The following is a 23,110-nucleotide window of genomic DNA, read 5'->3' as shown; positions in this document are numbered from 1 at the left end:
AGACGCCGACGACGCCACGAGGCTAGGAAGAGCTCGACGAGGACGGCGGCACGGGCGGGGAGGGGGCGGCCGGCGTCGAGGAATCCGGTGGAACCGGCTGCGGCCGCCGGGGCAGCACCCCCACCGCCACCAGCGGTACGGCCGCCAGCACCAGCCACGGCACGGCGACCGGCAACCCGGCGTCCAGCAGCAGCCCGGTCGCGGAGCTGCCGGCCAGCACGACGATCCCGGAGACCGAGGACAGCGCCCCCGTGTACAGCCCGAGCCGCCCCTCCTCCGCGAGGTCCGGGACCCAGGCGCGGGCGACGGGCGCGACGAGCATCTGCCCGAGGGTGAGCAGAACGACGAACCCGGCGGCGGGCGCCAGCCCACCCGTCCCCGTCCACCCCGCGGGCCGGGCAAGGCCGACGACGGCGAACCCGACGGCGATCAGCACCAGCCCGGCCACCATCGACCGGCGCGGCGCCAGCCGCTCCCCCGCCCACCGGGTCACCGGCAACTGCGCGGTCACCACCAGCAGTGACGACAGGGCGAACAGCCAGGCCAGCGGCGCCTGCGAACCGGCCGCCCGCTCCACCTCGGCGGGCAGGGCGAGGTAGAGCTGGTTGTAGGCGAGCAGGTAGGCACCGTAGGCACAACACAGCGCGAGGAACCGCTGGTTGCGCAGCACCAGCCGCGCTCCGCCCTTGACCCGGACCTGGACCCGCCCGGGGATGCGCTGCGGCAGCAGCCGGGCGTGCCCGGCGAGGACCAGCACGAAGACACCGGCGCCGGCGAGGCAGGCGGCACGGAAGTCGACGGCGAGCAGCAGCGCACCCAACAACGGCCCGACGAAGGCACCGGCCTGCCCTGCGACGGTGAACAGCGCGAGCACCCGGGTCCGGTCGCCACTCCCCGCCTCCTCCCAGACGACCGCCTGCCGGGCCACCTCGGACTCGACGGCGGGCGAGAAGAGGGCGGCGGCGAACCCGATCAGCAGCACGGCACCGACGACGGCCCAGGTCCGCTCGGCGAAACCGAGCCACCCGAACCCGGCGATCCGCAGGAAGCACCCGGCCAGCACGACGGGTCGGATGCCGTACCGGTCGGCGAGCGCACCGCCGACCACGAAGAGCCCCTGCTGGCTGAAGGTCCGCAGCCCGAGCACGAACCCGACCAGCCACCCCGCCATGCCGACGGACTGCCCCAGGTGCTCGGACAGGAAGGGCAGGACGGCGAAGAAGCCGATGTTGAAGGCGAGTTGGGTGAGGACGAGCAGCCGCAGCAGTGGGGAGAGGGTGGAGAGCGTGGTGAGCCGTGCGGTGCGACGGCGTCGGGACACCGGCACGGACCGCTCGGTGGAGGGCGAGGAGGGGGACGAGGGAGACGAAGAGGACGCGGCGGACCCGGAGGACGCGGCGGACGCGGCGGACGCGGAGGTCATGTCATCGGACTCCGACCGGCTCCCTCTCCGTCGCCGTCGCGGACCGCCGCTCGGCACCGGGGCCCCCGTCGACGGCGGGTGAGGGGCCCCGGCGGACCGGTCGGCGCAGCCCGCCCGCCGCGCTGACGGCCAGCGCGCCGAGCAGGGCGAGTACGGCGGCGGGGGCGAGGACGGCCCAGGGGGCGCGCTCGGCGTACGGCTGGTTCTCGGCGAGGAGCAGCCCCCACTCGGGGGACGGCGGCTGGGCGCCGAGGCCGAGGAAGCCGAGTGAGGCGAGCGCGAGGGCGACACCGGGCAGCCGCAGCAGGGCGTGCCGCAGGACCGGCGGCACCACGGCGGGCAGCAACTCGTGCCGCAGCAGATGAGCCGGCCCCGCGCCCAGCCCCTTGCTGGCGGTGATGTGCAGGGTGGCGCGCTCTTGCCGCAGCAGAGAGGAGGTGTGCACGGCGAGCGGCGCCCAGGCGACGGCTCCCACGGCGAGCACGGGCGTGGCCGCACCGCTGCCGGCGACGGCGGTGACGAGGAGGGCGACGAGCACGGGCGGTACGGCGTTGACGGTGTCGACGAGCGGCGCGGAGACGCGGGGCACGAGCCCGAGCAGCACGCCCACGAGCAGGGCGGCCGCGCTGATGGCGGCGGCGAGGAGCAGCGTGTCCAGCGCCCCGTGGCCGACGCGGGCGAGCAGGTCGCGTCCGAGGGCGTCGGTACCGAAGGGATGCTCGGGGGAGGGCGCCCGCAGTCGCTGCCCGGTGTCGAGGGCGAGCGGATCGCGGACCAGCCCGAACGCCACGACGGCGACCAGCAGGGCACCGTAGGTGAGCGGCAACAGCCGTCCGGCGGGCGGGGCGGGCCGGTGCAGCGAGGACAGGGCGCCGTCCCGCAGCGCGGGCCCGGTCAGCAGCCGGGCGGCGACACGGGTGGCGCCGGTCGCGAGCGCGGCGAGGAGGACGAGGGCGAGGGTGCCGGCCTGGAGCACGGGCAGGTCCTGGGCGAGGGCGGCCTGGAGGGTGGTCCGCCCGAGCCCCGGGATGTCGAAGACCTGCTCGACGGCGACGGCTCCGCCGGTCAGCCCGACGACGAACAGCCCGAGGTTGGGCAGCAGCGCGGGCACGCACCGCCGTACGGCCTGACGGGCGATGGACCTCCCGGTCAGCCCCCGGGCCGCGGCGGCCAGCGCCCACGGTTCGCCGAAGGCGCCGGGCAGCAGATCGTCGAGCAGCCGCCCCAGCACGGCCCCCGCGGGGAGCCCCAGGGCGAGCGCGGGCAGCACGGTCCACTGGGGCCCGTACCACCCCAGCGCGGGCAACCACCCCAGCTGCACGCCGACGACGGTGGCGAGCACGGAGGCGACGAGGAACTCGGGCAGCGAGGCGAGTACGGCGGACCCGCTCCCGCCACCGCGCCGCCCGCCGAGCCGCCGCCGGGCCCCGAGCCGCAGGGTGCGAAGGCAGATGACCCCGGCCGTGAGAACGGCGACGAGCAGCGCGACGCCCATGAGCAGCAACGAGGCGCCGAGCGCCCGCGTCACCTCGGGAAGGACGTCCGCGCCGGAGATCCACGACTGCCCGGCGTCCCCGCGCACGAGCCCGCCCAGCCAGCCGGTGAGTACGTGCAGGGGCCCGCCGTCGATCCCGAGCTGCTGCCGGATGTCGGCGAGCACCTCGGGCGTGGGCTCACGCTCGGCGGACCGCGCCTTGAGGACGGTGTACGCGGGGTCGGTGTGCGTGAGCCAGGGCAGCAGCCCGATCCCGCACACCAGCCCGACGGCGAGGAGGGTCCGCCACCCCGCGCCTGCCACCCGCTGCCACATGGTTCAGCGCCGGGTGCCGGTGCCGACGAGGGTGCGCTCGTACGGGTCGAGGACGACGCCCTGCACGGAGTCGGCGACACCGGTGATGATCCGCTGGTGCACGAGCGGCACGACGGCGTCGCTGCCGAGGATGCGCGCCTCGGCGGCCATGGCGGCGTCCTGCCGCTTCGCGGTGTCGGCGATCTTCTCGGCGTCGGCGACGGCGCGGTCGACGCCCTGGTCGCAGAGCTGGGCGATGTTGAAGCCGCCGTCGCAGGTGTAGTCGCCGGCGAGCACGGCGACGGGGTCACCGGTGTCGAGGAGGGTGTTCCTGGCGAGCACGAAGGCGTCGAACTTCCCGTCCAGCGCGTCCCCTTCGAGTCGCGAGTACTCCCGCACGGTGAGCTTGACGGTGAACCCGGCCTTCTCCAGCTGCTGCTTGACGACCTGGGCGACCTCAGGCAGCTCGGGCCGGTTGTCGTAGGTGGCGAGGGTGATGGTGTCACCGCTGCCGGGCTTCTTGACCTCCGCACGTCCGACGGGCGCGGTCCGCTTCCCTTCCGCCCAGGTGACGGCGGGCCCGTAGATCCCGGCACCGGGATCGGCGTATCCCTCGTAGACGTCCTCGGCGAACACGGAGGTGTCGAGGGCGGCGCGGGCGGCGGCCCGCAGCCCGGCGTCTTCGAAGGTCCCCGACGAGGCGTTGAGGAGCAGGCTGGTGGTGCGGGTGGTGGCGGTGTCGCGCCGGTTCTTCTCGTCGAGCGAAGCGGCCTGGGCGACGGGAACGGCCTCGGCGATGTCGAGTTCGCCGGTCCGCAGGGCGTTGGCGCGTGCGGTGCCGTCGGCGATGAAGCGGGCGTCGATGCCGGAGGCCTGGGCGCGGCCGCCCCAGTAGTCGTCGAACCGGTCGAGGGAGGCGGAGGTGGCGCCGTTGACCTCGGTCAGCTCGAAGGGGCCGGTGGCGTGGCCGACGGGGTCGACCCGACTGCCCTTCGCGTAGGCGTCCTTGGACAGGATCGCGAGGCTGGGGCTGGAGAGCCGGAGCGGCAGCACGGGGTCGGGCTCGTCCGTGGTGACGCGTACGACCCGGTCACCGCTCGCCTCGGCATGGAGGGTGACACCGGCGAGGGCGGCGGGCGCGGGCTTGGCGTCGGTGGCGTGCGTGAGGGACTCGGCCACGGCGGCGGGGGTCACTTCGCCCCCGTCCTGGAAGGTGGCGTCGCGGAGGGTGAACTCCCAGACCTTGTCCCCGTCCCGCCGCCAGGACTCGGCGAGCGCGGGCGCGGCGGAGCCGTTGGCGTCCAGCGCGGTGAGTCCTTCGGTGACCCCGAGCCGGCTGAGCAGGGTGGCGTCGGCGCCGTACGGTGACAGGTTCTCGGTGGGCGGGAAGGCGAGGGCGACGCGGAGCCGGGCACCGTCGCCGTCGCCACCGTCACCGGACGCGGAGTCGTCGCCACCACCGGAGGCGAAGCAGCCGGCCATGAGCGGGGCGAGCAGGAGGGGGGCGAGCAGCCGGGGGCGGCGGTGGGAGCGCATGGTCCTCGGATCGATCGTTTCAGACGGGCGGGCAGACGGGTGTGCGGCAGCACACCGAGACCCTACATGGAAATGATTTTCATGCCTACTCAATCACGCGAGACGGCCACACGGGAGACGACCAGGGGAACATCGAAGTGCACGATGCCCTGCCCGCCCCCCGCGTCCTCCCGCTCGTCGTGCACGACCTTGGCCAACGACCGCCAGAACGGCTCGGCCCCTTCGACGGCGGGGTCGGTGTGCAGATACACGGCCCGGTATCCCCCGTCGGCGGCAGCGAACGCCAGCAACTCGTCGACAAGCCGACGCGCGAGCCCCCGCCGCCGATGCTCGGGCCGCACATACACCCGCCGCAACTGCGCGGTCACACCGGAGGGGTACCGCTCGGCGACATGCGCGGGGTTCGGGGGGTGCGCGGGCCCCCGCGAGTCGAGAGCCCCGGTGGCGACGACCTCACCGCCCGCGTCCACGGCAACGAGGAGGGTGTGCCGGGCGGGGGCCAGATAGGCCCCGGCCGGGTCGATGACATCACCGTGCCAGCGGGGGACGTAACCGGTGCGGAAGTCCCGGTAGACGGTGTCGAGCATGACGGCCCGGGCGGGGGCCACGTCGGCGGGGGTGGCGGTTCGGATGGTGTAGTCGGTGCGCACTTGCGCATCATATGCAGTAGCGACTCGGTGCTGGTCAGCTAGGGGCGGGCTGTGGGACAACGCGCCCGCTGTGGTCGTACTTGCGGCGGTGTCCTCCCTCTTGGCCCGGTTCCGGAAGCAACGCACCGGAGCCGAGATTAAAAAAGGGCAAGGGACCGGGCACATCTTGTTCACTGATCTACGGTGACGCCATGACGACGAAACCCCTTCCCCACCTCACTCCCACCGGCACCTGCTGGTGCGGCTGCGCCAAAAAGACCGGCCCCGGTTCCTTCTTCGCACCGGGCCACGACAAAGTGGCCGAGGCGGCCCTCCTCGCGGTCGAATACGGCTCGTCCGTGGCTCAGTTGCTGCACGGCCACGGGTACGGCCCCGGCCACTCGGTGAGCGCACGAGCCGTGTCCGAGGGAGCGTGGCGGAAGTGCGGATCCTGTGACTACGTCGGCGCACCGGCGAGCATCGCCAACCACACGAAGAAGGCGCACTCGACCGCCCCCACCGCCGAGCAGACCGGAGGAGCGACACGGTGAGGGAAGACTCCACCAGCCAGCGCGCCGACCTCGAGAAGGCGGTACGTACGTTCGGCGGGCTCTGGGACACCGAGCGCGGACTCCGTGCCCTGCGCGACACAGGGCACGATCCCGATCCGAAGCACACCCGCAGGATCCTGCGGGACCTCGCGAGCGAAGGTCTGCTGGTGAAGGTGGAGGACTGGCCCGTCCGCTACAGAGTCCTACGGACGGGCTGAAGGTTCGCACCTCCGACCACCGGAGAGACCGGTGTCAGCGGCGACGTCCTGCCGGGACGGCAGCATTGGGCCTGCGCTTGTTGAAGACCCAGAGTCCCTGGGAGTGTGTGGCGCCCAGCACCCGGCCGTCATCCAGGAGCCAAGGATTGGCCTTCTGGAAAGGTGCGAAATTGTCGTTGGAGACGATCACTCCGGCGATCTCGTCCGCAATGCTGATCACCAAGGCGTCGCCGCGGCCCTCGGTGCCCGCCGGGGGCTGCACCACGGTGCCTGCGGCGATCGCCTCCTCGACCAGCGCTCGTTCCTCCGGCACGACATCGTGTCGGAGGGTGGCGTCGACGACGACATGGATGTCCCGCTCGGGGTTCTTGAACCGAAGTGACTTGATGGCGGCCTGCAAGGCCTGGAAACTCGGCCGCCCGCCTGCGGAACGAGGCGGGCGGCCGTTCCACGCGAGGTTCGAGCCGTCCACGACCAGGGCAGCAGGTTTCTTGCCGGCCGTGACGGACTTGGGCAGCGAAGCAGGCGTCGGCCTGCGCGCCGATGCACTGCCGGTCCGCCCCTCGGCCCTGTGTGTCACCAACGGCTGCGGATGCGTCGGCCTGGGCGCCTCCCGTCCTGTCGTGCGGAGCGAGAAGAGCTTCTGCAACTCGTTCTTGATCTCCGGCGGGACGGCGCTGTCGCCGAAGACCCGCACTTCTCCGTCGAGCACGGGGTACCCCGTCTTCTGGAGCGTGGCCTTCACCGTCAGCAGACCCTCCTTGCTGTAGGTGTACTCCAGGTCGAACGCGCCGTCCTCGGCCGCCCGCGAGTGCTGCGGCGGGTAGGTGAGGACGAGTTCGGTGAGTTTGACGTTGTCGGGGTGGTCGACGGGGCGGTCGGGGTCGCCTTCCCACACCTCGACGGTCAGTTTGGACACGCCGTCCCTGGACGGCTGGTAGGACTTCTTCCGCTGCTGCGGGAGGCGCTGGTTGCGATCGATCAGGGAGCTGAACTCCCGCTTTCCGTGCTGGTCCTTGGTGATGGTGCCCAGAGCGTGCGTGTTGACGACGCGGATGATGCTCTTCAGCTCTCCGTCCATGGCGGCCGCGCAGATCGCAGCGCCCTCGGCGACCGCCGTCATCGGATGGCAGAGGTCCGCGCCGACGAGTTCGCAGTCCAACGCTTCCGCCACGGCGTCGCGCACGGCGGGGATCTGGCTGCTTCCGCCGATCATCAGCACGGCCTTGAGCTCGCTCGGGTCGATACGCGCCTGGTCGAGGCACTCCTCGACCGGGTCCAGAGCCCGGCTGATGAGGTCCTGGATCGCGGCGGAGAACTCGTCCTGGCCGATCTCCACGGCGATGCCGTCCGGAGTCGTGATGCGCACGGACTCCTGGGTCGACAGGAGGATCTTGTTGCGCTCGATGTCGAGGGCGAACTGCCGCTGTTCGGACTCGGACCAGGTCCTGCGCGCGGGTGCCCGGTCGAGCACCATGCGGCGCAGTCGCGCGTCGATCTCCAGGCCGCCGAGCATGTTGACGCCACGGCTGGCCTTCTCGTCGAAGAAGCCGTCGTCGTGCAGCAGCAGGGTGGCGTCCATGGTTCCGCCGCCCCAGTCGAAGACGAGGAACTCTCCGTCCTCCTCCATGGTGTGCGCGTAGGCGATGGCGGCGGCCGTGGGCTCGTTGAGCAGTGTCTTGACGGCGATGCCCGCCGCCCGCGCCGCTTCGCGAGTACGGAAGCGAGCCGCTCCGGTGGCGTTCGCCGGCACGGTGATCACGGCCTCACCGATCTCCGTCGCGGCTTCTTCCTCGGCGGCGGTGGCCATCGAACGGAACACGCCGGCGGCTGCCGTGGTGGCGGCGAATCGCCGACCGCCGACCGTGACGAGTGGTTCGTCGCGCAGCAGCCGCTTGCACGCCTCGACGGCCTCCTCTGACCGCAGTTTGGCTTCCCAGCCGAACAAGGCCCCTGTGCGGAGGGAACTGGTGCCCACCACCGACGGGTAGAGCTTCTCGAAGCCGGGCCGTTCCCAGTCCGCATCAAGGCCCTGGCCACCGAGTTCAAGGATTTCGACGTACTCGCCGTTCCACTGGGCGGCAACCGAGTTGGTGGTGCCGAAGTCGATGCCGGTCGTCACTCTTCTTCCCCCACAAAGCTGTCACCCGCGGGAACCCTCCGCAGGTGCCCGGACAGCAGAACCTTGCCGGTCAGTTCGTCCAGGTAGGCCGGACGCAGGACTTCGAAGCGATCGCCCTCGCCTTCCGTGACGACGAACTGCCCCTCCTCCTCCGGCTCGGTCACCCTGCGAAGACGCAACTGTCGCAAATGGTCTTCCAGAGTGCCGTTGACGAGCTCACCGCCATGGTCCGGCTGGGCCCACAGCAGTGCGTCGATCTCCGCGAGCCGCCCGGCGAACTGGGTGCGCGTCCGGAACTCGTCCAAGACGGCTTTCCGCACGGCAACGTTGAGCCCGGTGGCCGGGACGACGTCGCCGACGGCCGTGGCCGCCAGAGCAGCGGGGATCCGTTCGACCACTCCCTGGATGAGCGTCTTGGCGTCGACGGGCTCCAGCACTTCGGGCGCTGCCTGGACGGTCACGGCGGCGGACCGCTCGGCGTCGGTCGACTCCTGCTCCACGGGCATTGCCTGGACATCCGCCACAGCGGACGGCTCGGACAACTGTTGCCGCTTCGCCCTGCGGCGCATCAGTCCGCTGGGTTTGTGCGGCGCATCCGTGTGGTTGCTGCCCGGCTGTATCTGCCCGCAGTGCGGGCAGGGGCGATGAGCACGCTCGTTCTTGGGGAGCTTGACTCTCTTCTCACCACGGCGTTCCGTGGTCTTCCTGTTCCCGGCCATGGACTGGTTGCGCCTCGCTCACCGTCGTGCGTTCTGTCGGAAGAGGCCGTCAACGGGTGGGACCGTGACGGTCGAGGTGGGGTGCGGTGCTGCGGAAGTCGTCGAGCAGTTCGACGGCCGCGAGCGCCCGGATGGACTCGAGGTCCGCGCCACTGGTGAGGGCGGTACGGCGTGGCATCGGCTCCAGCGGCGGCACGAGTCTTCTGGGCACCGCGTCGGGCAACTCGTAGCGGGCGCGGTCGAGGGGCACCTGGAAGAAGACGTCGTACCCGGCCTCGTGCCGCTCGGCATCCTGGATGCGGCCCTCCGCCCGGTTGAGTCGGGCCTGCGCCGCCTGGTCGGCCTCGTGTTCGTACTGACGGAAGAGGTCTCGGCAGTGCCGTTCCCAGCCTTGCGCTCCATGGTCGAGACCGAGTTCGATGAAGGGGTTCGCCATCTCACCCCGCTTGTTCTTCGTCGTACTCCTCCACGTACGCACGTGCGCGAGGTTGCGCTCGGCGACGGGATCGCCGTTCGCCGCCGCCTTCTGCGCGTATGTCTGCGCGAGGCCCAGTTGTTCCCTCGCGGCCCGCTCGTTCTCGACGTCGGTCGAGGTGACCGCGGCGAGGTACGCGGCGATCGTGTACGCCTCGTCCATGAGGCCGGTGGGCAGCGACGGGCCGTTCGTCCGTTCCCTCACGAAGGAGTCGGCCTGGCGGCGGGCCCCTTCCAGATCGCCGGACCTCAGCAGGTCGTACGCCCGGTTGAGCGCGACCAGCGCGTAGAAGTCGCTGCGTCGCGGATCGACGGGCGCGGTCGGCCGCCACAGTGCGGCCATCAGCTTCCACAGTCCTTCGTCGCGGACGGTGTCGCCGTCCCACTGCCCGACGAACGCACCGGATCTGAGGTCGCGCAACTCGATCTGCTGGGCACGCGGCAGCGCCGCGTCCAAGGCGTCCAGGGACGACAGCTGAAGGTCCCTGACCACGACGTACAACAGGTCCCAGACGTCCTCGGGTTCCTGCCGCACGATGGTCTCGTCCGCCAGGAACGCCCGTCGGCGCAGCATGCCGTGCCATCCGAGTCGCTCGGCCTCGTGCGGATCGACCGACTTGGGAGCCAGGCGTGCGCGCAGATACAGCGCTTCGTTGCCGTCACGCGCCTGCCAGGGTCCGTCCTCGGCCATCAGACCACCGTGGTCCACGAGATCGTCGAGGACCGACAGCGGCGCCCAGGGGAGGACTTGGGCCAGGACCGCGTTCGGTACGGGGATCGCGCCCCGGGTGGCGGCGGTGGCGAACAGGGAGAACGCGGGCCCGCCCGACACCGCGCGGGACCTGGTGCCGACCAGCTCGCGGCCGGGCGCGGTCGAGCACAGGATCCGGCACCGCTCCGATCCGGGCGCGTTGAGCCAGCGCACCTCGGCGGCCCACAGAGCACGCAGGTGCCCGAGGACCTCTTCCGGCTTCAGAGTCGCGAGTCCCGCACGGACCGCAGGAAGCAGCGCCTCGCGGTCGGGACTCCCGGCGACAGCCCGGGTCAACGTGTCGCGTTGATCATCCGTCAGTGCGGGCACCTCGACGATGTCACGCAGCATCGCCAGCACGGCCTCGACGGCCTCACCGCCGTTGACACCGAGCCAACGCCATTTCCGTTGGGCGAAGCCGTTCGCTCCGGCGGGCTCGCGGCCGCGGCGCTCCCGCGCTCTCGCCAGGCGCTCCTTCTCGGCGGCTATCGCCGCTCGGCGGGCGGCGACCGGGTCCGTCATGTCGTACACGCCGACAGAGTAGCCGCGCACAGAAACTTCACCTACCCCTCCCCCGGAATCCATATGCGCAGGTGACCTGCCCGCCAGGCCGTGTGTCCCCCTGGGCGGGCCCTGCCCGCCTCAGCCGACCCGCTTCCACTCCTGGCACCGGTTGGTCTTGAAGTACTCGCCCTTGTTGAGGGTCACCCGCCCGGTGCCTTCCAGATTGTTGTTGGCGATGATCGAGCCGAACTCGCCGCTGGCGTCCTTGGCCCGCTCCCAGTAGCAGCCGAACTCGTCCTCGGGCCCGGCCGTCTTGTACGTGCCGGCCTTGATGTCCTCGCCGACGAGGTACTCGCCGTCTACGTGTTCCCTGCACTTCCCGCGTCGGCGTAGGCACGACGGACTTCACTGTTCGCCGAAGTTCTGGCCCCGTCCTGATTCAGGCCTTTGTGATGCGTGGTGGGCACCACCGCCGGGCAGCGCGACCGCTTTGTGTCCGCGCTGCCCGGATTGCCCGCCACGGGTGATCTGCACTTGTGTCCCTGATCACCCCAGCGGTCCGCCCTACGGGTAGCTACACCGGCAGCGCGTGCAGCTTCTTGCCGTGCAGGGCGAAGACGCGTTTGCCGTCGGTTGCCACCAGCCAGGCGTGGTAGTCGCCCGTCTTGTCGTTGAACGTCCAGCGCACGGCGCCGGTCCGCGCGTCGATGGCGATGATGCCGCCCTGCTTGTCCAGGTCCGTGGCGCCGTAGAGGGTGTCGCCCGCCTTGACGTACTGCCGTGGCACCTGGAGCCCGGCGTCCGCGAGGGCCTCGGACTTCCAGAGCTGTTTGCCGGCGCGCGGCTCCACGGCCCACATGGTCCTCGCGCTGTCGGCGACGTAGAGCACGTCCTCCAGTGCGGCCGGTTCGCGGAAGAGGGCCCCGTCCGACGCTTCCAGGGACCACTTCTCCTTGCCGTCGGCCAGGTTGAAGGCCTGGAGCACGTTCCCTTGGGGGACGATGACCAGGTCCTGGTGGACCGTGAAGAAGCCGTAGTTCGTCTTGGCCGTCTTGTGCGTCCACACCTGCGCGCCGCTCGCGGTGTCGCGCACGGTGAGGTTCTTCTTGAAGTCGGTGTAGACGAGGTGGCGGCCCCGGACGGCGGCGTGGATGCCGTTCTGCTCGGTGCCGACGTCGCGCTGTTCCTTCCAGACGATCCTGCCCGTGGTGCTGTTGAGGGCGGCGATGACGTTGGTCTTGGACGAGCCGTCCCTCTCGAGGATCTCGGCGACGACGTACACCTGCTCCTCGTCCACCGCGATCGGTTGCGGCTGCCGGTACTCCTTGCCCAGGCGGCTGCGCCAGGTCTCCTTGCCGGAGGCCGGGGCGTATCCGATGACGGAGCCGTCGTAGTCGCTGCTGGCCAGGTACAGGGTGTCCTTGCCGAGCAGCAGAGGTGCGCCGGGGACGGCACCACCCGGCAGGGACCACTTCTGCCCGCCGGTCGCGGCGTCGAGGGCGGCCAGCGGGCTGCCGCTGGCGATCACGACGCCGCCCGCGGCCACCAGCTCGTCGTTGTCCCCGTAGGTCTCGGCCGAGGTCGGCTTCGTCCACAGCGGTTTCGGAGCCTGCCCCTTCTCGCCGACGTCACCACCGTCGCCGGAGCCCTTGCCGCCGCCCTTCGGCTCGTCACCGCCGGTGCTTCCCGGGTCCTCTACGTCCACGGAGTCCTCGTCGCAGCCGACCGTGCCGACGGCCAGCGCCGCCAGCGAGAGACCGCCGCCGGCCAAGCGCAGTACACGCCGCCGGGAAGGAGCACCGAAGGCTCCAGGTGTTCTGTCGTCCGACCCGCTGTCTCGTCTGACCATGTGCCGTACCCCCGTGGTGTGATGCGTCAGTGCCGGAACCCGAACAGGAGCCCACGCCGTACCGGACATACAGGCGTGTGCCTCTGCGACCAGGACGTTAGCCGGGCTCCCGTGCGGTACACATCGCCAGATCCCAACCGCGACAGCACCGTGAAGCAATCGAGACAACTACTCGCGGACCCACCTCACGCACCTCACGCACCTCAGACGGTGCCGCGGGCGGCCGCCCCGCCTGATCTCAGGCCCCCTCCGCAGCCGGGTCAAGGGCCTTTCCCAGGAGGTCCACCAGCTTGCGCAGCTCCTCGTCCCCCAGCCGCGCGAAGGGCGTCAGTGCCAGCGTCGCCTCGATGACAGCCGCCCGCACGCGGCGCCCGTCGTCGGTCAGGGCCACCACGCGTGAGCGGCGGTCGGCGGGGTCGGCAGAGCGTTCCACCAGGCCGCGGTCGGTGAGCTGGTTCATGACGAAGCTGAGGTTGGGCGCGTTGCAGTACAGGCGGCCGGCCAGTGTCTTCATCGAGGGCGGCGTCTGGTCCGGGTCGATGGCCCAGAGGGCCTGAGCGGTCGCGGGGGTCAGGCCGTGCTCCGCCAGAACGGCCTCGATCCGGTCGCCGGTCCGCATAAAGAGCTCGTGGTTCGCCGCCACCACCGACTCGAGGGTGCTTCGCGTCATGGACTCATCGTACGCCCACTTACTTCGAGCCTCGAAGTGTATGTATGTTGGCGTCACTTGCTTCGAGACTCGAACCATCTCTCCTTGGGCCGTTCCATGCCCTCATCCAGCCACACAGAAAGCGCTCCCCCATGCACGAGTACACGAACACCACCGCCCTGGTCACCGGCGCGTCCAAGGGGCTGGGCGAGGCCTATGCACGCGAACTCGCTTCCCGGGGGGCGCACTTGGTTCTCGTCGCCCGCTCGGCCGACGCGCTGCACGCCCTCGCCGAGGAGATCCGGGCCGCGCATGCCGTCCGCGTCGACGTGATCGCCGCGGACCTGTCCGACCGGCGGTCGCCGCAGCGGGTCCTCGACGCCGTCGACGGACTCGGCCTGGACGTGGATCTCCTGGTCAACAACGCCGGGATGGGGGCCGTGGGTCCGTTTCTCGGCCGGCCCCTCGCGCCCAACCTCCAGTCCGTCGACGTGAACGTCACCGCCTTGGTCGGACTGGTCCACCTCCTGGGCGCCCGCATGGTCGAACGCGGCCGCGGCGGCATCGTCAACATCGCCTCCACCGCCGCCTTCCAGCCCATGCCGTACCAGGCGAGCTACGCCGCCACCAAGGCGTTCGTGCTGTCGTTCACCGAGGCGGTGGCCGAGGAGGTACGCGGCACCGGCGTACGCGTGATGGCGGCCCACCCGGGAGCCACCGCCACGGGGTTCTTCGACCGGACGACCGCGTCCATGAACCCCAAGTTCACGGATGCTCCCGCCGACGTGGCAGCCAGGACGCTCGACGACTTCGCCCGGGGCCGGGCCGTCTCCTTCCCCGGGCGTGCGTCCCAGCGCGTCGGGGTCTGGGCGTCGAGGGTGCTGCCTCGCACCGCGGTCACGCGGGTCACGGGCGCCCTCAACCGCCGACTGGGGTTCCGCGACGTCAGCGATCGCGATCCCGCCGCCACGCCGGGGCAGTGATGTCCCGGGTGGCATACTGCGCGGCGAAGCAGCGTGAACGGGGGGGCGGGCCATGAAGTGGTTCCAGCGAGATCGGGAGGAGCGGCCCGCCGGTGTGGTGCCACTCTCCGGTGTCGTCAAGAGTACGAGCGTGCCCGGACAGGCACCTCCACCGCTCGCCGCGGGCGGCCCGGTGCTGCAACGAATCGGCGGCGACAGTGACCAGGTCGCACGGATGACGACGCCTGCGGAGCCGGTCATCCTGGACATCACCCATCAGGGACGAGGCCACTTCGTCGTGGACGCCCTGGACGCCGGTCTGCGTTCTCTGAGCCAACTCGTCTACACGGACGGGCCTTTCGCCTGTCGGGCGCTGGTCAACGCCGACGACAGGACGGTGCGGGCACTCAGAGTCCAGGCGGACGGGCCGTGGGCGATCGAAGCGACCGCGGTGTCGAGTGCGTCGGCCTTGGACGGAGCCGCACGGTGCCCCGCCTCGAACGTACTGCGCTACGAGGGCGGCCCGGGGATCGCTTCGCTCTGCCACGAGGGAGACCCGCGGGCCGAGGACGGCGGCTACTTCCTCGTCGACACCTACGAACCGGACGGGAACGGTTTCCTAGACGAGCTGGCCAACCACGTCGGCCCCTGGCGGGGCGAGGCACCGTTGACCGGACCGTGCCTCATCTACGCCCGCTCGGACGGGCCGTGGTCCATCAGCGTGCAGCCCCTGTAGGTCCCGCTGGTCCCCTAGGCCCGCGGGCAGGCATCGATGATCCGGGCTCAACGACCTCTGCCCCTATGCGTGTTCATCACATAGGGTCCGGGTCCCGTCAGCGACACCGGTCGTCGGCCCCCGGACCGGGAGTGCAACGGTGGTTGCATACTCTCCCCACCCCGAAACCCTGCGTCGTCTCGACAGGGTCCTCCAGGAGAAGGAAGGCCGTTCGAAGCCGCTGGACGCGGCGGAGCTCGCCGTCCGGGCGGCACTGCCGGTGTCCACCGTCCGCGCCCTGCTCCAGGGCGGTGTGCCACCGGACGGCTCCGTCAACGACCGGGTCCGGATGCGGATCGCCGCGCTCGCCGAAGCCGAGATGGCCGCGACCGGCACACGCATGTCCGACCTGGCCTCGGACATCTCCGAGCGGCTCGGCGTCTCCGGATACTGGGCCCGGCAGGCCTGCGACGGCAGGAAGGTCCCCAGCGTCGAGCTTCTGCACGGGCTCGTCGAGTACTTCGGGGTCGAGGAGGGAGAGACGTTCTTCACCGCGTCGGCCGCCGACGCGCTCAACCGCGCCCGTCTACGGCCACGGTCTGACCGTCGCCGCCCCGTGCGCCCTCGCCGTCCGCGACACCCTCGGCGCGACGGGGCTGGGACAACCGGGCCTTGCACGGCGTCTTCAGCGCGCCGCCGCACGACCGGTGGCCGCCGCCTGGGACTTGGCCGTCGGCCAGGACGCCGTGTATCCGGGAGCCACCGACACCCGGCCCAACGGCGTCGAACGTCTCCTCGCGCGCTTCGTCGACAAGGCCGTGGAGGCCGACGCACGCAATCCGCGCGCCATGGCTGCCCTGCTGGATGTCATGAGCCTGGAGCGACCCGCGACCCGGCTGTTCCCGCCCGACATGCTCATCGGCCCAGGAGGCCCCACCTGCAAGGGCCGCCCTTCGCCGATGCGGAGCGAAAGACCGATGTGCCGTAGTGCCGTACTTCCACTACGACCAGCTCAGGAACATCGTGTACGTGTCGAGGAGGTCGTTGACCACGCTGGTCGTCGCCCCACTGCCGGTGGTCGGCACCACCCTGAAGTCGGGCCTCCGGTACGAGTAGTCGTCGTCGCTCCGCCGGGCGTTGGGCTCGTGGACGGCGGCGAGGAACCGCTCCCCGTCCGGCGACACCAGCATGCCCTCCGCGACGGTCCCGTCCTGCGGGCCGACCACACTGACCGGGGCGCCCGAGGCCCGGCCGGTACGGGCGTCCATGATCCGGAAGGTACCGGTCGAGGTGCGGCACAGCACCCGGTCGTCGCCGGTCCAGCCGACGACACCCACACACTCGCTGAGCAGGGTCGCCCGGTGCGCCGAACGAGAGGTGAGCGCTCCTGAGGAGTTCCAGGTGTCGAAGACGTTCCCGAAGACCTTCGGTGCCTTGGCGGTGAGCCGTCGGCCGCCAGGGGCGAGGTGGACCGTGTCCGCCTGGACGGCGCGTGGGGGCTTGCCCATGACGGTCAGGGGCAGGCCGTGCCCGGCGGCCGGGCCCTCGTCGGACAGGTCGTGGGAGCCCTCGGTGGACCGGAAACCGATCCGCTGCCCGCCGCCCTCTGCCGTGTACGTGAACCACACGCTGGTCCCGTCCGGCGACATCACCGCGTTCTGTTCGTCCGCACCTGCCGCTCCCCCCAACCGCACGACGTCGTCGAGGCCGGCGCCGCTCACCACGTAACCGACTTGGGAATCCGCCTTGTTGTCGGGATCGCGCAGGACCACGGCCATGCGCGTGAAAGCCAGGTCGAAGAGTGCGCGGACCCGGGGAGCCATGTATTCCAGGGTGGCGACCTCGTAGGGTGACGGGTTGTCCGGATTCATACCGCAGAGGTCCACGAGGGGGCTGTTGACCGTCTTCACTCCCGCGTAGTTCGTGAACGCGGCGTCGCCGGGGATGGGGAACGTCCGTTCCGCGCGCGGTTGCCACGTCTCGGGGTCCCAGGCCCGGACGGTGACCGCGGCGTAGCGCGCGCCCATGCCGCACGTGGCCGTGACGACCGTGTCGTCGCGGGTGAAAGGACTGTCCGGGAGGACGTAGTCCCGGTTGCCCAGGAAGGGCGCCGCGGACGCCGAGGACGTGGAGGCCGGATTCTCCTCGGGGGGCTGCGCACTGCACCCCTGGACGCACAGTGCGGCCAGGGCGAGGGAGGTCACGGCCTTGAGGGTCAGACCAGATCGCACAGCGACCCCTCGGGATTCTCGTGACACGGCGTCCAGGCGACGGAAGCGAAGACCCACTTCTGCTGGAGGTCCGCCGGGACGGACTCCGTGCGGATGCGCAGCGGCTTGCCCTTGGCATCCTTCAGCTGGAGCCACTCGCCCTTCTGGTAGGAGTCGTTGTAGTGGACCTTGATGCCCCACTCGCACGCCTGTCCCCGTGGTGCGATCGCCTCGACCCTGAGGCCGCCCGAGGGCTGGCCGCCTCCGACCTCGATGTAGTGGGTGCCGAAGTAGGACTCGCCCTGCCCCTCGGCGTCGTCGGTGAGCACGGGCTCCTCGGCGCGCGGCGGAAGGTGGAGCCGGATGCCCTGATAGGTGGCTCCGCCCTGGGGCGGCATGGCGACGACGGTCTGCGTGGTGCTCTTGTGGCACGTGATGCCGGTGGTCTTCCAGCCGTCGATGACCACGGCGGAGGAGCGGGTGCTCAGCACGGTCATCTTGAACGCGTCGGTGAGTTCCAGACCGCCGTCCCTGGTGTTCCGCTCGTACCGTTCGGGGGCGTGTTCCATCACGGACGCGTACACGAGCGGGCGGCCGCCCAGCTCCCTCAGGTAGGAGAAGGCGGAACCAGGGTCGCCGGTCGTCAGTTTCCGCGCCTCGTCGGCGGTCAGCTCACGGTCGAGGACCATCGCCCACGTGGGGGGCTCGCCCTCCTCCGGCCGCACCGACACCGTGAACGGGGTCTTGGCCGCGTCGATACCGGTGTTGGTGTCGTTCTCCCTGATCGTGCTCGGCTTGATCATGAGGTATGCCACCAGCACCGCGCCAAGGACGCCCAGGAGACCGACGGCCGCCTTCACGAACAGCCAGCGGAGCTTCTTGCGCCGGGAGGCCTCGGGGTCCACCCCGAGCACGTCGGAGACGAGGGCCTCGAAGCTCTCGTCGGGGCGGCCTCCCCCGCCGGCGGGCGGCTGCGGTGCGGACGGCCCGGGGTCGGCGGGCGGTGGTGGCGTGTCCCCGTCCGCGTCGGGGTGCTGCCCCGTGGGCTCGGCGGGGGCGCCGTCGTCGTCGGAGCGCGGCTCCGGAGTGCCGTCCGGTGAAGCGGTCGTCGTCATGCCCGTCCCCCCGCAATACGTCGCGTCCCGGCTCCGGCTGCCGATGACTTGCGCGTCGACCGGGCCCCTCGAAGCCCGCCTGATCCCTTGTCACGTACCGGTTCAGCCATCACGTACAGCAGTCTGCCGTACCGGCGTCACCCCTGGTGCCCCCCCGGTCACAGTCGGGGCCCCGGCGCCACGCACCTCGCTTCCTCACACCACTACCCGCCCAACACGGCGATGGCAATGGTGATGTCGGCGCAGGGAGCCTCAGTCGGCGGCGCCTTCCTTCTCGCTTCGCCGACGGGCCCGGTCCACCTCGGCCATGTGTGCCTCGGCCCACTCACGGAGTGCGGCCAGCGGCTCTTCCAGGGTCAGGCCGAGCGGGGTGAGCCGGTAGTACACGCGCGGCGGGACCGTCGGCTCCACTCTGCGGCCGACCAGGCCGTCGCGGGTGAGGCCCTGAAGGGTCGCCGACAGCATCTTCTGCGAGATGCCGGTCATCCTGCGCTGCAGTTCCGCGAACCGCACCTCCTCCGGGGAGGCCTCCGCCAGCACTTTGACGGCCATGGACGTCCACTTGGTGCCGATCCGGTCGAGGAGGCGGCGGGTGGGGCACTGCGGGTCGAACAGGTCGCCGCGAGGGAGGTGCGCAGGACGTGGCGTCGAGGAGGTCACCCGGAGCTCACCACCTGTGGCAGAAGTGCGGTCTTGGATCGCCCAGCCTAGTTTCCTATCGTTCTGTTGTCACCATTGGTAACCGCTTCTTGGCAACTGCTTCGGCCGACCCCAGGGGATTCTCGTGCTCACGCCCGTCACCACGTCCCACTCCTCCGATCCCCGTCCTCCGGGCGTCGAACTCCGGCGCGTCGCGGTCAACGGCGTCGCACTCGACGTGGCCCTCCAGGGCGAGGGACCCGCCGTGCTGCTGCTGCACGGCTTCCCGCACACGTGGCAGCTGTGGACCCGCGTCATGGGCCCCCTCGCCGAACACCACCGGGTCGTCGCACCGGACATGCGAGGCGCGGGGGCGAGTACGCGTGCGGCGGACGGGTACGACGCCGGCACCCTCGCGTGCGATGCCGAAGCGCTGCTGGAAGCCCTCGGAGTCCGCTCGGCGGACGTCGTCGGCATCGATGCCGGAACCCCGCCCGCGTTCCTTCTCGCCATGCGCCGGCCCGACCTCGTCAGGCGGCTCGTCGTCATGGAGTCACTGCTGGGCGGGCTGCCGGGGGCCGAGGAGTTTCTCGCGCGCGGGGCGCCCTGGTGGTTCGGCTTCCACGCGGTGCCCGGTCTCGCGGAGACGGTGCTGACCGGGCACGAGGCCCGGTACGTCGACTGGTTCCTGGACGCCGGTTCCCTCGGCGAGGGCGTCGATCCCGCCGTCCGGGACGCCTTCGTGCGGGCGTACACCGGGACCGAGGCCCTGCGCTGCGCCTTCTCGTACTACCGCGCGCTGCCCACGAGCGGCGAGCAGATCGCGCAGGCCGTCGTCGGCGGGCGGCTGACCGTCCCCACCATGGCTGTCGGCGCCCGTCCGGTGGGCCGGGCCCTCGAACGGCAGCTGCGGCCGGTCGCCGATCACCTGGTCGGCCACGTGATCGAGGACTGCGGGCACATCATCCCGCTGCATCGCCCCGAAGAGCTGCTCCGCCTGCTCGAACCGTTCCTCGCCGTCGGTGGTAGTCCATCGGGAGCACCGATGATTTCCGGGCCGGCCGGCAGTCGTTAGGGACACGAGCGCAAGGAGTCCGCCATGTCCGTGCAACAACCTGCCGCCGAACAGCCCACGACCGAGCTCGACGCCCGCTACAGCTCCGCACTCCATCCCCGTCCCGGCGCCGCGGACGTCACCGCCACCGAGTGGGCCGAGGCCCGGCGGCGTCTGGAGGCCGCCGAGATCTTCTGGGTGACCACGGTGCGGCCCGGCGGCGGGCCGCACGTCACGCCGGTGATCGCGGCGTGGCACGACGGTGTGCTGTATTTCTCCACCGGACCGGGTGAGCAGAAGGCCCGGAACCTGGCGCACGACGCGCACTGCGCGCTGATCACGGGCGGGAACTCGCTGACCGAGGGGTTCGACCTCGTCGTCGAGGGCGAGGCGGAGCCGGTCGGTGACCGGGCGGTGCTGGAGGAGGTGATCGCGGCGTACGAGGCGAAGTACGGGGCGCACATCACGTCGGCCGACGGCACCTTCCACGGCATCGGGGACGCCATGCGGCGCGGCGACGCGGTGCTGTTCGCGGTGGCCCCGGTCACCGCGTACGGGTTCGGCCGGGACGACGGGGTCTACAGCCATACGCGATGGGCGTTCTGAGCCACCGGGCGCCGTGTGTCAGCGACCGATCGTCCAGGTCGCCGAGTTGGACGTGAGGTCCCGGACGGCGTGGCTGCGGACTGCGGTCGTCGTGTCGACCACCGTGGCGGTCACCTTGTGGGTGCGCCGGTCGGCCGGGACGCCCAGGGCGGCCGGGAGGACGGAGGTCCTGCCTCGGGCGTGCCTGGCCTCGCGTCCGTCGACGTACCAGCGCAGCTGCGGGCGGGAGAGGCCCTTGGCCGCGCCCAGGTCGGCGAGTTCGACGGAGAGGCGGGTGAAGCGGGTGGCCCTGGTCGCCGTGTTCCGCAGCGGGGTGAGGGCGTTGGCCGAGCGGTAGAAGCCGGCGATCATCGCCTCCCGGCCGGGGAGGTTGAACCGATCGGTGTTCAGCGAGCGCATGATGGAGTTCTCCGTGGGACGGTAGACCCCGTACTCGTAGTAGTCGGCGCCCTCGAAGGTGCCGACGACGCCGCCGCTCGGGTCGGTCTCGCCGAGCCACGACGCCCACTTGGTGCGCTGCCGCGCCATCTCGTCCGCCGTCAGGGTCGAGGCGTTGGGGTGGGCGGGCTCGGGGTAGGGGTAGTCGCCGTAGCCCTCGTACTGGTACTCGTCCGCCAGGAGGCCTATGGAGTGGGCCATCTCGTGGGCGGCTATCAGGGTGGACCGGTCGTTGTCGGAGGAGAGCGTGGAGACGCCGTCGTAGCCGTAGTCCGCCGCGAGTCCGGAGTAGCCGGCACCGCCGTACTTGGCGGAGTTGGAGATCACGATCACCAGGTCGGTCGCCGGAGCCCTGTCCGCGTAGGCCTTCGTCCTGTCGAGGTCGACGCAGATCAGGCGCTCCGTGTCGCCGCACCAGAAGTACGAGCCGAGCGCGGTGTTCCTGACGACGTCCCGGGTCGGGTCGCCGGTGACTCGGGAGTCCTCCGAAACGGCCTTCACGGCCCAGACGTTGAAGAGGCCCTCGTAGCTCTTGTACGGGTCGATGTCGGTGACGTCGTCCCACTTCGCACGCGCGTCCTCGAGGAAGTCGTCCTGCTCGGCGGCGGTGTAGCCGTCACCGACGATCGTGACGTCGAGGCGGTCGGCGGTCGGGCCGGTCTCGGCGAGCGGGACGACCTCGCCGTCCTCGGACGCGGCGGCGGTGCGCTTTTGCGGGTCGGTCGCCGTCGGCCCGTCGGGCTGCGTGTGGGGGCTGTCGGCCAGGACGCTGGTGCGCGCTCCCCCGCCGGCCGGCTCCGGGAAGTACTCGACGTCGACGTACGGGCCGGTGCCGGCCGCCGGTGCGCCAGCGGCCGTCGGCGCGTCGGCGGCGCCCGCGACGTCGACCGCGGTCAGGGAGACGGAGAGGGCGAGGACGGTTGCCGCCGCCGACCTGCGCAGGCCTGTGTGCACGAAGCTCTCCCCAACCCGATTGAAGTAACTGCGCAATTAAGCGCAGTTAAGTGCTTGCTTAAGTTAGGGGCCGGTCAGCGCCTCTGGCAAGGGGCGGGCGGGACACGGGTGTTGCTGGACGTCGTGCCGTCAGTCGCCGACCCCAAGCGCTCCCAGCAGCATCGGCAGGGACGCGTGCAGCTCGCGCTCCCAGTAGGCCCAGCCGTGGGTCCCCGGGCCGTAGAAGTGGGTCGTCACGTGCCGCGCGCCCACGCGCTTCAGCTCGGCCGCGAGCGCCTGGTTCTGGCGGTTGAAGTCGGCCTCCAGGGCGCTCGTGGCACCCGGTGGGTCCAGGGGGCCGGTGGTGCCGTCGCCGCAGGACAGGTAGACGGGGATCGACCGCAGGCGCTTGGCGAGGTGGAAGGGGTCGTGGGCCCGCCAGACGCCGCGTTGGGCGACCGGGTCGCCCCAGACGCGGAGCGGGTCGGTGTCCTGGCCGGCGAAGAAGCCCATGATGCGGTCGACCGACTCGTCGTTCAGGAGGGGGTGGGCGGAACCGGAGTACGCCGCCGTCGCCTTGAACATTCCGGGATGCCGGGCGGCGTACAGCAGGGCGCCCTGGCCGCCCATGGACAGGCCGGCGACCACGCGGTTGCCGCTCGCGCCCCAGTCGCGTTCCAGGAGGTGGCGCAGTTCCTTCGTGTGGAACGTCTCCCATGCCGGGTCGCCGCCCCGGCCGTGGTTCCACCAGTCGCTGTACCAGCCGTTCCAGCCCGCCTCGGGCATCACGACCAGGACGTCGCGCAGGCTGTCGGTCTCCGCCACGTCCGTCATGCTCGTCCACGACGTGTAGTCGCCGCAGCAGCCGTGCAGGAGCCAGAGGGTGGGCCAGTGCTGCCGGTGGCGTCGGTCGTACGGGTTCCAGCCGTCGGGGGTGAGGAGCCGGACTTCGACCGTGCGGCCGCCCAGGGCCGGCGACCGCACCGACAGGTCGACCTGCCGGTCGGCGACCCGGGTGACGGCGACGACCTCGGCGCCGGGGCGGTTGGCCCCGGTCTCCGGCTTCCCGGCGGCCAGGGCCCCTGGGGCGGCCGGCGTCAGGACGGCCAGCAGGACGGCGAGGACCAGGAGGAGTCCGGCTCGCAGCGGGGTGAGGACGGCGGGCACGTTCGCGAACACGGCGGCTCCCTGGGTGGGTTGCTGTGCATCGTGCGTGGTGCGTGG

At 71.2% G+C, this 23,110-nt stretch carries 20 protein-coding genes and 1 pseudogene; 7 read left to right on the top strand and 14 right to left on the bottom strand.

From position 1 onward, the window contains the following. Positions 1 to 22 precede the first annotated feature (22 nt). From AB0P07_RS09700 to AB0P07_RS09685, 4 genes are all read right to left on the bottom strand, one after another. Complete coding sequence (locus AB0P07_RS09700) at positions 23 to 1,423, bottom strand: MFS transporter (RefSeq protein WP_365547551.1); 1,401 nt, start codon at positions 1,421 to 1,423, stop codon at positions 23 to 25. Position 1,424: 1 nt separating this feature from the next. Then, on the bottom strand, positions 1,425 to 3,233 hold the full coding sequence (locus AB0P07_RS09695) for an ABC transporter permease subunit (protein WP_365547549.1): 1,809 nt from the start codon (positions 3,231 to 3,233) through the stop codon (positions 1,425 to 1,427). Positions 3,234 to 3,236: 3 nt separating this feature from the next. Next, positions 3,237 to 4,748: an ABC transporter substrate-binding protein gene (locus tag AB0P07_RS09690; protein WP_365547546.1), complete on the bottom strand. Its 1,512-nt coding sequence runs from the start codon at positions 4,746 to 4,748 to the stop codon at positions 3,237 to 3,239. Between the two features lie 89 nt (positions 4,749 to 4,837). Then, a complete protein-coding gene (locus AB0P07_RS09685; protein WP_365548128.1) occupies positions 4,838 to 5,335 on the bottom strand; it encodes a GNAT family N-acetyltransferase in 498 nt (165 codons plus the stop codon). A 254-nt stretch (positions 5,336 to 5,589) separates the two neighbouring features. Here AB0P07_RS09685 and AB0P07_RS09680 point away from each other — a divergent pair, with 254 nt between their 5' ends. Both AB0P07_RS09680 and AB0P07_RS09675 read left to right on the top strand, forming a co-directional pair. Then, complete coding sequence (locus AB0P07_RS09680; protein ID WP_365547543.1) at positions 5,590 to 5,928, top strand: hypothetical protein; 339 nt, start codon at positions 5,590 to 5,592, stop codon at positions 5,926 to 5,928. Beyond that, positions 5,925 to 6,146, top strand: coding sequence for a hypothetical protein (locus tag AB0P07_RS09675; protein ID WP_365547540.1), 222 nt, complete (start codon positions 5,925 to 5,927; stop codon positions 6,144 to 6,146). Before AB0P07_RS09680 ends, AB0P07_RS09675 begins: the two co-directional genes overlap by 4 nt. Positions 6,147 to 6,180: 34 nt before the next feature. Here the strand turns inward: AB0P07_RS09675 and AB0P07_RS09670 are convergent, their stop codons facing one another. The 5 genes from AB0P07_RS09670 to AB0P07_RS09650 all read right to left on the bottom strand — a co-directional run bounded on the left by AB0P07_RS09670 (position 6,181) and on the right by AB0P07_RS09650 (position 13,235). Beyond that, a complete protein-coding gene (locus AB0P07_RS09670) occupies positions 6,181 to 8,268 on the bottom strand; it encodes an Hsp70 family protein (RefSeq protein ID WP_365547537.1) in 2,088 nt (695 codons plus the stop codon). Continuing rightward, the gene (locus tag AB0P07_RS09665) at positions 8,265 to 8,987 is read right to left on the bottom strand and encodes a hypothetical protein (RefSeq protein WP_365547534.1); all 723 of its coding nucleotides are present in this window, start codon (positions 8,985 to 8,987) and stop codon (positions 8,265 to 8,267) included. The genes AB0P07_RS09670 and AB0P07_RS09665 overlap by 4 nt, the downstream gene beginning before the upstream one ends. 49 nt (positions 8,988 to 9,036) lie before the next feature. Beyond that, on the bottom strand, positions 9,037 to 10,734 hold the full coding sequence (locus tag AB0P07_RS09660) for a hypothetical protein (RefSeq protein ID WP_365548125.1): 1,698 nt from the start codon (positions 10,732 to 10,734) through the stop codon (positions 9,037 to 9,039). Positions 10,735 to 11,290: 556 nt separating this feature from the next. Then, positions 11,291 to 12,565, bottom strand: a complete 1,275-nt coding sequence (locus tag AB0P07_RS09655) for a PQQ-binding-like beta-propeller repeat protein (RefSeq protein ID WP_365547532.1) — start codon at positions 12,563 to 12,565, stop codon at positions 11,291 to 11,293. 238 nt (positions 12,566 to 12,803) lie between these two features. Continuing rightward, positions 12,804 to 13,235, bottom strand: coding sequence for a MarR family winged helix-turn-helix transcriptional regulator (locus AB0P07_RS09650; protein ID WP_365547529.1), 432 nt, complete (start codon positions 13,233 to 13,235; stop codon positions 12,804 to 12,806). 131 nt (positions 13,236 to 13,366) lie between these two features. Here AB0P07_RS09650 and AB0P07_RS09645 point away from each other — a divergent pair, with 131 nt between their 5' ends. The 3 genes and pseudogenes from AB0P07_RS09645 to AB0P07_RS09635 form a co-directional block, all read left to right on the top strand. Beyond that, positions 13,367 to 14,197 carry an SDR family oxidoreductase gene (locus AB0P07_RS09645; RefSeq protein ID WP_365547526.1) on the top strand — a complete coding sequence of 277 codons (831 nt, stop codon included), beginning with the start codon at positions 13,367 to 13,369 and terminating at the stop codon, positions 14,195 to 14,197. Positions 14,198 to 14,249: 52 nt separating this feature from the next. After that, positions 14,250 to 14,912, top strand: a complete 663-nt coding sequence (locus AB0P07_RS09640) for a hypothetical protein (RefSeq protein WP_365547523.1) — start codon at positions 14,250 to 14,252, stop codon at positions 14,910 to 14,912. A gap of 560 nt (positions 14,913 to 15,472) precedes the next feature. Next, positions 15,473 to 15,879, top strand: a pseudogene (locus tag AB0P07_RS09635) (pyridine nucleotide-disulfide oxidoreductase); the annotation flags it as partial. A 13-nt stretch (positions 15,880 to 15,892) separates the two neighbouring features. On the opposite strand, the gene AB0P07_RS09630 reads toward AB0P07_RS09635, so the two are convergent. The 3 genes from AB0P07_RS09630 to AB0P07_RS09620 form a co-directional block, all read right to left on the bottom strand. Then, positions 15,893 to 17,122: a hypothetical protein gene (locus AB0P07_RS09630; protein WP_365547521.1), complete on the bottom strand. Its 1,230-nt coding sequence runs from the start codon at positions 17,120 to 17,122 to the stop codon at positions 15,893 to 15,895. Next, positions 17,107 to 18,216: a hypothetical protein gene (locus AB0P07_RS09625; RefSeq protein ID WP_365547518.1), complete on the bottom strand. Its 1,110-nt coding sequence runs from the start codon at positions 18,214 to 18,216 to the stop codon at positions 17,107 to 17,109. The genes AB0P07_RS09630 and AB0P07_RS09625 overlap by 16 nt, the downstream gene beginning before the upstream one ends. Positions 18,217 to 18,468: 252 nt before the next feature. Further along, positions 18,469 to 18,876: a helix-turn-helix domain-containing protein gene (locus AB0P07_RS09620; protein WP_365547515.1), complete on the bottom strand. Its 408-nt coding sequence runs from the start codon at positions 18,874 to 18,876 to the stop codon at positions 18,469 to 18,471. 124 nt (positions 18,877 to 19,000) lie between these two features. Between AB0P07_RS09620 and AB0P07_RS09615 the strand changes: the two genes are divergently transcribed. Continuing rightward, entirely contained in the window at positions 19,001 to 19,930 is a 930-nt protein-coding gene (locus tag AB0P07_RS09615) for an alpha/beta hydrolase (RefSeq protein ID WP_365547512.1), read from the top strand. Between the two features lie 24 nt (positions 19,931 to 19,954). Beyond that, positions 19,955 to 20,515, top strand: a complete 561-nt coding sequence (locus AB0P07_RS09610; RefSeq protein WP_365547510.1) for a pyridoxamine 5'-phosphate oxidase family protein — start codon at positions 19,955 to 19,957, stop codon at positions 20,513 to 20,515. Positions 20,516 to 20,533: 18 nt separating this feature from the next. Here the strand turns inward: AB0P07_RS09610 and AB0P07_RS09605 are convergent, their stop codons facing one another. After that, a complete protein-coding gene (locus AB0P07_RS09605; RefSeq protein ID WP_365547507.1) occupies positions 20,534 to 21,907 on the bottom strand; it encodes a M64 family metallopeptidase in 1,374 nt (457 codons plus the stop codon). 129 nt (positions 21,908 to 22,036) lie between these two features. After that, on the bottom strand, positions 22,037 to 23,065 hold the full coding sequence (locus AB0P07_RS09600) for an alpha/beta hydrolase family protein (RefSeq protein WP_365547504.1): 1,029 nt from the start codon (positions 23,063 to 23,065) through the stop codon (positions 22,037 to 22,039). Positions 23,066 to 23,110: the final 45 nt, after the last annotated feature.

This window comes from Streptomyces sp. NPDC085944, from assembly GCF_040686295.1.
Lineage (GTDB): Bacteria > Actinomycetota > Actinomycetes > Streptomycetales > Streptomycetaceae > Streptomyces > Streptomyces salinarius.
The sequence above is the reverse complement of the archived record's forward strand: the minus strand, read 5'-3'. Positions and strand labels throughout refer to the sequence as shown.

Excerpts from the sequence above, each read along its gene's own strand:
- AB0P07_RS09700 (WP_365547551.1), bottom strand. The coding sequence starts at position 1,423 with ATGACCTCCGCGTCCGCCGCGTCCGCCGCGTCCTCCGGGTCCGCCGCG.
- AB0P07_RS09695 (WP_365547549.1), bottom strand. The coding sequence starts at position 3,233 with ATGTGGCAGCGGGTGGCAGGCGCGGGGTGGCGGACCCTCCTCGCCGTC.
- AB0P07_RS09690 (WP_365547546.1), bottom strand. The coding sequence starts at position 4,748 with ATGCGCTCCCACCGCCGCCCCCGGCTGCTCGCCCCCCTCCTGCTCGCC.
- AB0P07_RS09685 (WP_365548128.1), bottom strand. The coding sequence starts at position 5,335 with ATGCTCGACACCGTCTACCGGGACTTCCGCACCGGTTACGTCCCCCGC.
- AB0P07_RS09680 (WP_365547543.1), top strand. The coding sequence starts at position 5,590 with ATGACGACGAAACCCCTTCCCCACCTCACTCCCACCGGCACCTGCTGG.
- AB0P07_RS09665 (WP_365547534.1), bottom strand. The coding sequence starts at position 8,987 with ATGGCCGGGAACAGGAAGACCACGGAACGCCGTGGTGAGAAGAGAGTC.
- AB0P07_RS09660 (WP_365548125.1), bottom strand. The coding sequence starts at position 10,734 with ATGACGGACCCGGTCGCCGCCCGCCGAGCGGCGATAGCCGCCGAGAAG.
- AB0P07_RS09655 (WP_365547532.1), bottom strand. The coding sequence starts at position 12,565 with ATGGTCAGACGAGACAGCGGGTCGGACGACAGAACACCTGGAGCCTTC.
- AB0P07_RS09650 (WP_365547529.1), bottom strand. The coding sequence starts at position 13,235 with ATGACGCGAAGCACCCTCGAGTCGGTGGTGGCGGCGAACCACGAGCTC.
- AB0P07_RS09645 (WP_365547526.1), top strand. The coding sequence starts at position 13,367 with ATGCACGAGTACACGAACACCACCGCCCTGGTCACCGGCGCGTCCAAG.
- AB0P07_RS09640 (WP_365547523.1), top strand. The coding sequence starts at position 14,250 with ATGAAGTGGTTCCAGCGAGATCGGGAGGAGCGGCCCGCCGGTGTGGTG.
- AB0P07_RS09625 (WP_365547518.1), bottom strand. The coding sequence starts at position 18,216 with ATGACGACGACCGCTTCACCGGACGGCACTCCGGAGCCGCGCTCCGAC.
- AB0P07_RS09610 (WP_365547510.1), top strand. The coding sequence starts at position 19,955 with ATGTCCGTGCAACAACCTGCCGCCGAACAGCCCACGACCGAGCTCGAC.